This window comes from Paraburkholderia flava (genome assembly GCF_004359985.1).
GTDB lineage: Bacteria > Pseudomonadota > Gammaproteobacteria > Burkholderiales > Burkholderiaceae > Paraburkholderia > Paraburkholderia flava.
The window spans coordinates 1068113-1080819 of sequence record NZ_SMRO01000003.1; the positions used below are offsets into that span (position 1 = coordinate 1068113).

General features: G+C 64.9%; 9 protein-coding genes. 5 read left to right on the forward strand and 4 right to left on the reverse strand.

Going from position 1 to position 12707, the window contains the following annotated elements; translation table 11 throughout:
* Window positions 1-33 precede the first annotated feature (33 nt).
* Both E1748_RS27335 and E1748_RS27340 read right to left on the reverse strand, forming a co-directional pair.
* On the reverse strand, window positions 34-1209 hold the full coding sequence (locus E1748_RS27335) for an MFS transporter (RefSeq protein WP_133650365.1): 1176 nt from the start codon (window positions 1207-1209) through the stop codon (window positions 34-36).
* A 213-nt stretch (window positions 1210-1422) separates the two neighbouring features.
* A complete protein-coding gene (locus E1748_RS27340) occupies window positions 1423-2247 on the reverse strand; it encodes a crotonase/enoyl-CoA hydratase family protein (protein WP_133650366.1) in 825 nt (274 codons plus the stop codon).
* Window positions 2248-2429: 182 nt separating this feature from the next.
* On the opposite strand from E1748_RS27340, the gene E1748_RS27345 reads away from it, so the two are divergent.
* On the forward strand, window positions 2430-2966 hold the full coding sequence (locus E1748_RS27345) for a plasmid fertility inhibition factor family protein (RefSeq protein ID WP_166653639.1): 537 nt from the start codon (window positions 2430-2432) through the stop codon (window positions 2964-2966).
* A gap of 12 nt (window positions 2967-2978) precedes the next feature.
* Here the strand turns inward: E1748_RS27345 and E1748_RS27350 are convergent, their stop codons facing one another.
* Window positions 2979-3965 carry a LysR family transcriptional regulator gene (locus E1748_RS27350; RefSeq protein WP_133650367.1) on the reverse strand — a complete coding sequence of 329 codons (987 nt, stop codon included), beginning with the start codon at window positions 3963-3965 and terminating at the stop codon, window positions 2979-2981.
* Window positions 3966-4595: 630 nt separating this feature from the next.
* Between E1748_RS27350 and aspT the strand changes: the two genes are divergently transcribed.
* The 3 genes from aspT (at window position 4596) to E1748_RS27365 (ending at window position 9447) form a co-directional block, all read left to right on the forward strand.
* Window positions 4596-6281, forward strand: a complete 1686-nt coding sequence (gene aspT / locus E1748_RS27355) for an aspartate-alanine antiporter (protein WP_133650368.1) — start codon at window positions 4596-4598, stop codon at window positions 6279-6281.
* Window positions 6282-6359: 78 nt separating this feature from the next.
* A complete protein-coding gene (locus tag E1748_RS27360; RefSeq protein ID WP_133650369.1) occupies window positions 6360-8066 on the forward strand; it encodes a bifunctional aspartate transaminase/aspartate 4-decarboxylase in 1707 nt (568 codons plus the stop codon).
* 151 nt (window positions 8067-8217) lie between these two features.
* Window positions 8218-9447, forward strand: a complete 1230-nt coding sequence (locus E1748_RS27365; protein WP_133650370.1) for a pyridoxal-phosphate-dependent aminotransferase family protein — start codon at window positions 8218-8220, stop codon at window positions 9445-9447.
* A 140-nt stretch (window positions 9448-9587) separates the two neighbouring features.
* Here E1748_RS27365 and E1748_RS27370 read toward each other — a convergent pair whose 3' ends face one another.
* Window positions 9588-10799: an MFS transporter gene (locus tag E1748_RS27370; RefSeq protein WP_133650371.1), complete on the reverse strand. Its 1212-nt coding sequence runs from the start codon at window positions 10797-10799 to the stop codon at window positions 9588-9590.
* A 384-nt stretch (window positions 10800-11183) separates the two neighbouring features.
* Here E1748_RS27370 and xdhA point away from each other — a divergent pair, with 384 nt between their 5' ends.
* Window positions 11184-12695: a xanthine dehydrogenase small subunit gene (gene xdhA / locus E1748_RS27375; protein WP_133650372.1), complete on the forward strand. Its 1512-nt coding sequence runs from the start codon at window positions 11184-11186 to the stop codon at window positions 12693-12695.
* Window positions 12696-12707 lie beyond the last annotated feature (12 nt).

The window sequence follows — 12707 nt, forward strand, 5'->3', positions numbered from 1 at the left end:
GCCGTACGGCAAGCCGCGCGTGCAACCGCAGTCTCAACCCGCCTGGCCCGCCACAGGCACCCGCTGCGCCCGTCGCTCGATCGACACCGAGAACACCGTCAGCAGCACCGCCCCGACCGCGGTCGTCACACCGACCCACGGCAGCGACGCGAGCGGAATGCCCGCGCCGATCGCCATCCCGCCGAGCCATGCGCCTGTCGCATTGCCCAGGTTGAACGCGCCTTGATTCAACGTCGACGCGAGATTCGGCGCGTGGCTCGCGCGGTCGACGATCAGCATCTGCAGCGGCGGCACGATCGCGAACGCGAGGACACCCCACACGAAGATCGTCGCCATCGCGGCGATGGGCGCATGCATCGTCACCGAGAACACCATGAGGATCGCGCAGATCGCGCACAGGAATGCGATCAACGATGGCATCAACCGCCAGTCCGCGAGCTTGCCGCCAAGCGTGCTGCCGACGGTCAGCCCCAGCCCGAACAGCAGCAGCACCAGCGTGACCGCATGCGGCGTGAAGCCGGTGACGTCTTCGAGAATCGGCGTGATGTACGTGAAGGTCGAGAACAGACTGGCCGACGCGAGCACGCTGATACCGAGCACCATCAGCACCTGCGGATTCTTCAACACGCTGAATTCGCGCACGAGGCTCGCCTTCTGCATCTCGATCCGCGCGGGCAGACACGCGGCGAGCGCAGCGGCAGCCAGCACGCCGATCACGGTGACGGCCCAGAACGTCGCGCGCCAGCCGACCGCCTGGCCGAGCGCGGTGCCGAGCGGTACGCCGAGCACGTTCGCGAGCGTGAGGCCGGTGAACATCAGCGCGATGGCCTGCGCACGTCGGTTCGGTGCGACGAGCCCGGCCGCGACCACCGAGCCGATCCCGAAGAACGCGCCGTGGCAGAACGCGGTGACGATCCGCGCGGCCATCAGGACGGCATAGCCCGGCGCCACCGCGCACAGCAGATTGCCGACGATGAACACGCCGATCAAACTCAGCAGTGCTTTCTTGCGCGGCATGTTCGCGACCGCGATCGCGACGATCGGCGCACCGATCGTCACGCCGAGCGCGTAGGCCGACACGAGCATGCCGGCGGCGGGAATCGAGACGGACAGGTCGCGTGCCACGTCGGGCAGCAAGCCCATGATGACGAACTCGGTGGTACCGATCCCAAACGCGGCAATGGCGAGGGCAAGGAGAGGCAAGGGCATGGTGGGCGGATCGGAAGCGCGGCGCGTGTTTCGGGCGGCAGACGCGCGGCGGGAGTGTCGCGGTGCGGCCAGGGTAAAGCAGTAGGGGATTGTACCTAAGCCAAAACGGCGCGGTGGTGCTGAAAACGGGGACGTGTCGGGATGTTGTGTAGTGCGTTGTTTTTCTGCGGCCTGGTTGAGTGACACGTGACCTTAGCCCCTGTCCGGATTCACTCAGCCAGATGAAGCGGGCGGCTCGACTGCATCGCCATGCCGCCCCGCGCCGCCCGCAAACCGCGCGGCACCCGCCACCCCTTCCGCGAACACCGCGTCGTAACCGCTGGCACCTTCGCGACGCAGCGCGTCGGCGAGATCGTCGAGTGGACTGTTGTCTAGCGCGGAGCGACGGTCGGCACGCAGCGCTGCTTGAGGCAACGCAGCCAGTTCCGCCGCGAGCCGCTCGGCGGCAGCACGCGCTGCGCCACGCGGCACGACCCGGTTCGCGAGTCCGAACGCGAGCGCTTCCTGCGCGTCGATCGGGCGGCCGGTCAGGATCAGATCGAGCGCGCGCGACAACCCGATCAGGCGCGGCAACCGGATCGTGCCGCCGTCGATCAGCGGAATCCCGACGCGTCGGCAGAACACGCCGAGCACCGCGTCGTCCTCGACCACGCGCAGATCGCACAGCGCCGCGAGTTCGAGACCACCCGCCACCGCATAGCCGGCAATCGCCGCGATCACTGGTTTGTCGAGCGTCATGCGGGTCGGGCCCATCGGACCGGGGCCGCTGCCGTCGGCATGCAGTTCGTTGCGGCGCGTGTCGTCGGCGAGCGCGGTCAGGTCCGCACCCGCGCAGAACGTGCCGCCCGCACCGTACAGCACGGCAACGTGCCACGCGGGGTTCGTATCGAAACGGCGAAACGCGGCGGCGAGTGCGTCGGCGGTCGGACGGTCGACTGCGTTACGACGCGCCGGACGATCGAGCACGATCGTCGCGACCGCATCGACGGCTTCAACGGTTTCGATCCGCACGTGTTCGCCGAATGTTTCGGTGATCATATTGATTTCCCCTCGAACCGATGCCTTCGCGAGTACATGCGCACAACGCATCGCAAAATGCTATGCGACGAGAATCGCCCGAACGAAGCTGCACGTAGCGCTGGTCCTGCTGTCATGGCAGTTTCATAATCCCCTCTTAGCTTAGGCGCTTTTTTAACGGGCTGGCCCGCCCCACTTATCGCATGCCTGCCTCTCTTTCATCGACCGCCGCCGGCGATGTGCCGCCCGCCACCGAAACGGTCTGGACCGTTCCGCTACCCGGTCACACGCCGTACGATCACGTGCGGCTCAAGCGCGTCTTCGTGGCCGACGGAACGCGTCATCAGGTCGTGCTCGTCGATCTGCGCAAGCTGCTCGTCTGCGCCGATCGCGACGATACCGACTACGTGCTGCAACCGGTCAACGCATGGCACGCGGGCAAGGTGCGCGGTATCCGCGAGTTTCTCGATCCGGACAACGAACGTGTCCCTGAGATGCCGTACGTGACCGTGACGCGGCGCCGGACGCCGGGTTTATTCGGCTGGCTTCGGCTCGAGCATGAAGGCGTGGTCGCGTTTCGCAACGGCCAGCATCGCGCGCGCTATCTTGCTGAAGCGGGCGCGCGCTGGCTGCCGGTCGAAGTGCATGAACGCGAGGCGATGCTGCTGCATGAAGTGTGCGGCGCAGCCGACGATGCGCGCACCGCGCTGCGGCCCGGCGTCGCCGAAGCGGGCAGCTGACGCGTCACGTACTTACACCTGTGGCACGACCCGCAGCGTCGTCTGCGCCGCATTAGCCGGTATCGATGCGACGACTTCGATGAGTCCCTGCGGCAACGACACTTCGCGCTCGAACGACCCGGACACGTGATCGATGAACGATTGCGTCTTCGCGGCGAGGAAGCGGCGCGCCGGATAGACGACCGACACCCGCGCCTCCGGATCGTCGACGATCTGTTCGGGCATCACGCGCACGAGCGTGCCGGTTTCGATGTCGTGCGCGACGAGCCGCGCGGGCAGGATCGCGAGGCCCATGCCCGACAGCGCGGCGAGCCGCACCATCAGCAGACTGTTCACCGTGTACGTGGGCCGCAGCGTGACCGGATGCGGACGGCCGTCGGCGCCTGCGAAATGCCACGTCGGACTGCGCTGCGCAGGCGGCAGCGCGACCCACGCGTGCTGCGGAAACTCGAACGGCGAGCGCGGCGCGCCGCGTTCCGCAAGATAAGCGGGCGCCGCGCACACGACGAGCGGATTCGAACCCAGCGGATGCTCGACGAGATCCTTGCCCGGCAACGCGGCCCCCGTGACGATACCGACGTCGTAGCCGTCTTCCTGCAGATCGACCGGCCGTTCCGCGAGCGTGAGCCGCACCCGCACGTGCGGATGATGTCGCTGGAAACCGTCGACGAGCAGCGACAGCGACGCGGGCGACAGCATGCCCGCCGCGACGACGCGCAGCGTGCCGCCGACCTCGCGCTCGGTATCGACGACCGCGCGCTCCAGATGATCGAGTTCCTCGAGCAGTTCCCGGCACCCTTCGAGGTAGCGCACGCCGGCCTCGGTCAGCGACAGGTTGCGGGTCGTGCGATGGATGAGCCGCGTATGGAGATGGGCTTCGAGCATCGCGATCGAGCGCGTGACGAGCGCATTCGATACGTCGAGTTGCTGGGCGGCGCGGCGAAAGCTTTCCGTTTCGGCGACGCTGACGAAGACGCGCATCGCGTGAATCTGGTTCATGGGACCTCGCCTTGTAAAAGACGCGCGGCCGGCGCGCGCAGTGCTGCATGACGGCGACATGCCATCCGGCATCGCTGCGAACCGGTTATGGCGGATTGGGATTCTCGATAAAAATCATATTGACCGTCCTGTCGAATTACAATATTTTTTGATAAAACCTGATTGTTTGAAGCTAGCAAAAAATCATAGTGAATCGATACCGGAATAGGGCTATCGGTTTTGCATGATCGGGTTGGCCAATTAGCGGTTCACCGGAACCTTCTGCGCCGTCGCGGCATCGGTCCGGTACGCTGCACTGCGAGGTGTGCATGGCGGATAGTATGTGTACATGCGGCTTCGCGCCGCGTCAGCCCATCAGTCTCCTTCGCGCGAGCCGCTGCCGCGGCAGTCCCTCACGCTCTCTCCGTTGCAAATAAATCCTTATTGAACGCTGCCCGGGACATGTCTGGAATGACATCGAGGTGTTAATGTGCATATCTATTTATGCGCTTCGCTTGATGGTAGATTAACGCCTGGTTGTGTTAATCCAGATTTCTCTGAATTTCCGTCGAATCGGCGCGTTATCCGGCGAATGGCCGGGCGCCAGGGCACGCAGCAGGTTGCCGCGCGGCCCATCATCGCGAGGACGTCATGAGCTGGCTGCACGATATCTTTCAGAAATCCCCCGAGATCGCGCTGTTCCTTTCGCTTGCCGTCGGTTACTTCGTCGGCCAGATCAGGTTCGGCAAGTTCCAGCTGGGTGGTGTCGGCGGGTCGCTGCTGGCGGCGGTCGTGATCAGTCAGGCCGGCGTGACGATCGACAATGGCGTGAAGGCCGTGATGTTCGCGGTGTTCATCTATGCGGTGGGTTACGACTCGGGGCCGGGCTTCTTCAATTCGCTGAACCGCAAGACGCTGCGCGAGATCGCGATGGCCGTGTTTCTCGCGGTATCGGCGCTCGTCACCGTGATCGTCTGCGCGAAGCTGTTCCATCTGAACAAGGGGCTCGCGGCCGGGCTTGCGGGCGGCGCGCTGACGCAGTCCGCGATCATCGGCACCGCAGGCGACGCGATCGCGCGCCTCAGCCTGCCCGCCGACCAGATCAAGTCACTGCAATCCGACGTCGCGATCGCGTACGCGGTCACCTACGTGTTCGGCACGCTCGGCGCGATCATCGTCTGCGTGAACATCCTGCCGAAGTTCATGGGCCAGGGGCTGCGCGAGGCGTCGCTCGAAGCGGAGCAGACGCTCGGCGGCGGCGTTGCGGCACACGCGCCGGGCGAGCGCGCGGCGCTGCCCGAACTGGTCGGCCGTGCGTATCGCGTGGGGCCGGCGGCGGGGCGCACGGTCAAGGACGTGGAGCTGGCGCAGCAGGATCACTTCTCGATCGAGCGGATCCGTCGCGGCGGCAACGCGCTCGAACCGCAGCCCGACGTCGTGCTGCAATCCGGTGACGTGGTGATGCTGGTCGGCCGGCGCGAAGCGGTGGTCGATGCGGCGCCGCTGATCGGTGACGAAGTGTTCGACGCGGACGGCATGAGTCTCGCGATCCAGACGCGCCGCGCCGTTTTCACGCGCAAGGGGATGAACCACACGACGATCGCGGCGGTGCGCGCGAACGTCGATCGCGAACTTCGGCACGGCGTGTTCGTCGAGAGCGCGACGCGCGCGGGGCAACCGCTGCCGCTGCTGCCCGAAACGCAGCTCGAACACGGCGACGTGATCACCTTCTACGGCTCGCCGAAAGACACGCTGCGCGCGGTGCAGGCTGCGGGCTACGAGCTGCCGTACACCGACAAGACCGATTTCATCTACATGGGCGTCGGCCTCGTGCTGGGGCTGCTGATCGGTCTCATCGTCGTCAACGTCGCCGGCATTCCGCTGACGCTCGGCTCGGGTGGTGGCTGCCTGCTGTCGGGTCTGCTGTTCGGCTGGATGCGCGGCAAGCATCCGATGTATGGCGTGATGCCGTCGGCTGCGTCGCAACTGCTGAAGGACTTCGGGCTCGCCGCGTTTGTCGCGGTGGTCGGTCTGAATTCCGGTCTGCAGGCGGTGGTCACCGTGAAGCAGAGCGGCGTGACGATCTTTCTGCTCGGCGTGATCGTCACGCTGGTGCCGCTGCTGCTCACCATGCTGTTCGGTCGCTACGTACTGGGCTATCGCAACGCGGCGATTCTCGCGGGCGCGCTGACCGGCTCGCGCAGTGCAAATCCCGCGTTCGGCGGCGTGCTCGAAAAGGCCGGCAGCGCGGTGCCGACCGTGCCGTTCGCGATCACCTATGCGATCGCGAACGTGCTGCTTACGCTGCTCGGGCCGCTCGTCGTCGGGCTGGTCTGAGGCTGTCGTTTCACTGTCTTCGCGGCATGGGCCGAGCGAGTCCTGCGCGCCACATTCCACTTACGAGGAGCATCCGTTATGGCAAAGAGCAAGGTCGTCGCGAGCAAGAGCGCGGGCAAAGTGGCTAGCAAAGCGCCCAGCAAAAGCGGCGCGCGCAGCGAACAGTCGAAGCTTGCCGCACTGAGCCCGTTCGAACTGAAGGACGAACTCATCAAGGCAGCGGGCGGCGGTGCGGTCGAGCGGCCGGCGAACGCCGCGATGCTCAACGCGGGCCGCGGCAACCCGAACTTTCTCGCGACGATTCCGCGTCACGGCTTCTGGCAACTCGGCCTGTTCGCGATGCGCGAGGCGGAGCGTTCGTTCGCGTATATGCCCGAGGGCGTCGGCGGATTTCCGAAGCGTGAAGGGCTGACCGAGCGCTTCGAACTTTTCCTGCGCGAGCATCGCGGCACGGCGGGTATCGATTTTCTGGCGGGCGCAGTGTCGTATGTGCGCGATCAGCTCGGGCTGTCGGCCAGCGATTTCCTGTACGAGATGTGCGAGGGCATTCTCGCGTCGAACTATCCGGTGCCCGACCGGATGCTGAAACACGCGGAGATCATCGTCGCGCAGTATCTGCGTCGCGAGATGATCGGCCGGCATCCGTTCGTCGGCGAGTTCGATGTGTTCGCGGTCGAAGGCGGCACGGCGGCGATGACGTACATCTTCAACACGCTGCGCGAGAATCGCCTGATCGCGCCCGGCGACACGATTGCACTCGGCATGCCGATCTTTACGCCGTACATCGAGATCCCGCGACTGAACGACTACGGGATGAACGTCGTGAACCTGAACGCGGACGTCGCGAACGGCTGGCAGTACTCGAAGAAGGAACTCGACAAGCTGCGCGATCCTAAGGTGAAGGCGTTTTTCCTCGTCAATCCGAGCAACCCGCCGTCGGTGAAGATGGACGACGAAAGCCTCGCGTACATCGCATCGATCGTCGAGGAGCGTCCCGACCTGATCCTGCTCACCGACGACGTGTACGGCACCTTCGCCGACGACTTCGTGTCGCTGTTCGCGCTCGCGCCGAAGAACACGATCCTCGTGTACTCGTACTCGAAGTATTTCGGCGCGACCGGCTGGCGGCTCGGCGCGATCGCGACGCATCACGACAACGTAGTCGACCGGCTGATCGGCAAGCTGCCCGCTGCGGTGAAGCGCGAACTGCACACGCGCTACGAATCGATCACGACCGAGCCGGACAAGCTGAAGTTCATCGACCGGCTGGTGGCCGACAGCCGCACCGTCGCGCTGAATCACACGGCCGGGCTGTCGACGCCGCAGCAGGTGCAGATGGTGCTGTTTTCGCTGTTCTCGCTGATGGACACGCCCGATGCGTACAAGAAGGCGCTCAAGCGCTTGATCCGCAGCCGCAAGCAGGCGCTCTTCGAAGAGATCGGCATTTCGTTCGACGATAACGATCCGAATCAGGTCGACTACTACACGATCCTCGACCTGGAGTTTCTCGGCGAGCGCGCGTATGGACGCGAATTCGTCGACTGGCTGTTCAAGAACACGAAGCCGTCCGAGCTGCTGTTCCGGCTCGCCCGCGAAGCGCGCGTCGTGCTGTTGCCGGGGCGCGGCTTCGGTACCGAGCATCCGTCGGGGCGCGTGTCGCTTGCGAACCTGAACGAATCGGACTACCGGAAAATCGGCAAGGCGATGCGCAAGCTGATCGAGGAATACGTCGAGCAGTTCAACGCACAGACTGGGCGGCATCTCGATCCGAACAAGGTTCGATAATGCGCAATCACATGCGCGTGCGCCGTCGCGCTTGCGTAATTTGACGGTTCGGTGAATCATCGTCAATGGGCCCGCTGCATCGACGTGCAGCGGGCCTGTCTTTCTGTACCGCACTGCCGGTACTTTCCATTCCGACGCCACCGTACCCATCATGTCCACTGTCACATCGTCCGTTCCGTGCCCCGACGTCGAGTCGCTCGACGCGATCCTCCCCGAAGAACCGCTGCTGATGATGGGCGCCGGCCCCGTGCCGATTCCCGCCGCGGTCGCGAAGGCGAACACGATCGTCATCAATCACCTCGGCAGCACGATGGCGAAGGTGGTGGGTCAGGTGAAGACGATGGCGCGCTACGTGTTCCAGACGAACTCGAAGTGGGTGCTCGGCGTCGCGGGCCCCGGCTCGGCGGCGATGGAAATGGCGATCACGAATCTCGCGTGGGAAGGCACGCGCGTGCTGAGCATCCGCAACGGTTTCTTCAGCGAGCGGATGGCGGAGATGGCGCGCCGCATCGGCGCGCAGGTGTCGACGCTCGACGTTGCGGACCGCTCGGTGGCGAGCCTCGAAGAAGTCGAAGCGGCGATTCGTCGCGAGCGTCCGGAGATCGTCACGATCGTGCAGGGCGAGACGTCGAACACCGTGTGGAATCATCATCTGAAGGACATCGCGGCGCTCGCGAAGGCAGCGGGCGCGCTCGTCATCGTCGATGCGGTGTGCACGCTGAGCACGATGCCGCTCGACATGGACGCGTGGGGCATCGACGCGGTGATCACCGGCGGGCAGAAGGGCTTGTCGTCGATTCCGGGCGTGTCGCTGGTCGCGTTCTCGGACGATGCGTGGGCGCGCGTGAAGAATCGCAGTCATCCGAATGCGCACTGGTGTCTCGATGCATCGCTGGCCGAGAACTTCTGGCACAACGCGGGCTATCACTACACCGCACCGGTGTCGGGCGTGCTCGCGCTGCACGAAGCGCTGCGGCTGGTTTGCGCGGAGACGCTGGAGAAGCGTTTCGCGCGTCACCAGAAATGTTCGGTCGCGCTGCAGGAAGGGATCGCCGCGCTCGGTCTTTCGCTCTATACGCCGGCGTCGTGCCGGCTGAATTCGGTCGTCGGGATCGAGGCGCCGCAAGGCTTGAGCCCCGGCGATATCTGCGGGCACATTTCATCTCACCATCAGGTGGAGATTTCCGGATCGTTCGGTTTGCCGATCGTGCGGATCGGGCAGATGGGCGAGCAGTGCCGCGAACACAATCTGTTCAGGACGTTGCATGCGCTCGGTCGTACGATGGTTGATCTCGGCGTCGGGGTTGATTTGCCGGCTGGAGTGGCTGCGTTGGAGAAATCGCTGAGCAGCGGTGCGCGGAGCGCTGCGTTGCAGGGGTGATGCGAGAAGCGCCGCGTGCAGTGCGCGGCGCGAACGACAGTGCCGCCGGCTGACGAAAAAATATGACGGAAACAGCGCGCTAAAAAACAACGCCGGCTAAGCCGGCGTTGTCGTTCATCGAGTCGGTCGAGCTAAACCGCTCACGTCGCCGCAGACGCATTCGGCACCTTCGCATACCGCGAGTACAGCATCGCGGACAACGCAACGCCCCCCGCTGCCGCAACAGCCGCGAACAGAAACACCGCCGCATAGTTGAATTCGCCCGCGATATAACCGGCGAGCGGCCCGGTGATGCCGAGCGACAGATCCAGAAACACCGAATACGCAGACAGCGCCGCACCGCGACTCGCGGGCGGCACGAGCGCGACCGCTTCGACGCCGAGCGCCGGGAACACCAGCGCGAAGCCGAAGCCCGTCAGCGCGGCGCCGATCAACGCGATGTGCGGCTCCGGTGCGAGCCACAGCATCAACAGCCCGGCGCATTCGAATGAAAACGATGCGATCGCGACGCGGAATCCGCCGTATGTCTTGATCGTGTTCGCGAACAGCAGCCGCGCGCCGATGAACAGCGTGCCGAACACCGTCAGCGACAGCGCCGCATGCGGCCACTGACGTGCCGCGTAAAACAGCGTGATGAACGTCGCAATCGAACCGAAGCCCGCCGATCCGAGCGCGAGTCCGAGACCGTGCGGCAGTACGCGCGTGAACACGCTGCGATACGACATCCGTTCACCGTGCACGACCGGCACCGGCGCGATCTGCCGCGCGAGCGCATAGCCGAGCGCCGCAAGCACGACGATCACGATACCGAGCGCCCAGAAACCGATGCCCTGCGAGATACCGACGCCGAGCGGTGCGCCGATCGCGAGCGCGCCGTAGGTGGCGATGCCGTTCCACGAAATCACCCGCGCGTTGTTCGCCGTGCCGACGCGCCCGATGCCCCACAGGATCGCGCCGGTGCCGCACAGGCTTTCGCCGAAACCGAGCACGAGCCGGCTCAGCACCAGCAGCGACAGACTCAGCGCGGGCCAGCGGCCGCACAGCACCGCGAGCAGCAGCACCACGCCGCTCGTGCCGCAGCCGATCAACCCGATCGATACCGTCTTCTTCGGCCCGAGCGTATCGGCGGAACGGCCCGCGAGCGGACGCGACGCGAGCGTCGCGAGGTACTGCACGCTGATCGCCGCGCCGGCCAGCACGGCGCTGAAGCCGAGATCGCCGTGCACGTAACCTGGCAACACCGCGAGCGGAATCCCGATGGTCAGGTAGCAAATAAACGTGAAAAAGACGACCGGAATGATCTGCAGAGTCGTCGCGAACTGGCTGCGCTGTGTGGCTGAATCGGCGGACATGGGGAAAACGAGACTTGAAATCGGCGGAAAGGCGTGATTTTCCCATGGAACCAGTTCCCTTGCAGGATTCGCTTAATATTTTTGGCGATAAAAACGGTGTCGGAATGCGCTGGCGTGCGAGAAATGCGCATCGGCCCGGCTGGCGGGCTTTTTGCCGCGAACACTCGTGCAACGCATTGTCGTTTCTGAGCCTTTATATAAAAAAATAAGCCAAAAACACACTATCTTCATAAGACACTTACCTGTCCATCGCATTGATTTATCGCTTCACCGATATGTCCCGCATGCGGATGCGCCTATGGGTTGCCAATATTGAAGGTGATAGTTTTGAACCATCCCCGCAGCACGGCCGTACAAGCCAGAACCATCGAGACAGATCCATCCATGAGCCAGCCGATTCGCTTCTATCACCGCAACGCGATCCGCGAGATCCGCGACGCGTCCGTCACCCGCACCGTGCTTCAGTACCTGCGCGAGGACGCGCATTGCACCGGCACGAAAGAGGGCTGCGCCGAAGGCGACTGCGGTGCATGCACGGTGGTGGTCGGCGAGCGCGACACGAACGGCGGTGTGAGCTTCAAGGCGGTCAACGCGTGCATCCAGTTTCTGCCGACGCTCGACGGCAAGGCGCTCTTCACCGTCGAAGATCTGCGCCAGCCGGACGGCTCGCTGCATCCGGTGCAGGACGCGATGGTCGAGTGCCACGGTTCGCAGTGCGGTTTCTGCACGCCGGGCTTCGTGATGTCGATGTGGGCGCTGTACGGCAAGCACGGTCACGAGCACGCGTGCGCGAATCGCACGGTGCCGTCGCGCGACGAGATTGCGAACGCGCTGACCGGCAACCTGTGCCGCTGCACCGGCTATCGTCCGATCGTCGATGCGGCCGTGCGGATGTTCGATGCGCCGCCGCCGAAGGCGCCGCTCGACGTCGACACGTTGTCGAGCCAGCTCGCGACGATCGAACGCGACGACACGTTCCGCTACACGCACGCGGGCCGTAATTTCGACGCACCGCGTACCGTCGATGCGCTCGCGCAGATCAAGGCCGCGCAGCCGGCCACACGGATTCTCGCGGGCAGCACCGACGTCGGTCTGTGGGTCACGAAGCAGATGCGCGACTTGGGCGACATCGTCTACGTCGGGCAGATCGCCGAGCTGCGCCGCATTGCAATCACCGACGACTGGATCGAGATCGGCGCGGGCGTCTCCGTCGAGAAGGCGTACGCCGAACTCGCCGTGCATTACCCCGAGTTGACCGAGATGTGGCAACGCTTCGCCTCGCTGCCGATCCGCAACGCGGGCACGCTCGGCGGTAACGTCGCGAACGGCTCGCCGATCGGCGATTCGATGCCGGGGCTGATCGCGCTGGGTGCGCACGTCGTCGTGCGTGGCGGCGACATCGAGCGCGAGATGCCGCTCGAAAATCTCTACGTCGCGTATCAGAAGAAGGACATGGCGGAGCACGAGTTCGTCGTCGCGCTGAAGGTGCCGACCCGCACCGGCCGCCGCGCGAACCTGCAATTCCGCACGTACAAGCTGTCGAAGCGTTTCGACTCGGATATCTCGGCTGTGTGCGCGGCGTTCTCGTTCATCGCGGACGGCGATGCGGTGCGCGAGCCGCGCATCGCGTTCGGCGGGATGGCCGCGACGCCGAAGCGCGCGACGCACGTCGAAGCCGTGCTCGCCGACGCAGAGTGGCACGAAGCCACCGCGCAGGCCGCGATGCTCGCGCTCGCGAAAGACTACGCGCCGCTGTCCGACATGCGCGCGACGAGCGACTACCGCCTCGAAGCAGCGAAGAACACGCTGTACCGCTTCTGGCTCGAAACGCGGCCGCACGATCCGCTGCCGAAGCAGGCGCTCGACGTGCGCGCAGTCGAAGCCACGAGCGCGTGACGCAGCCAAGAG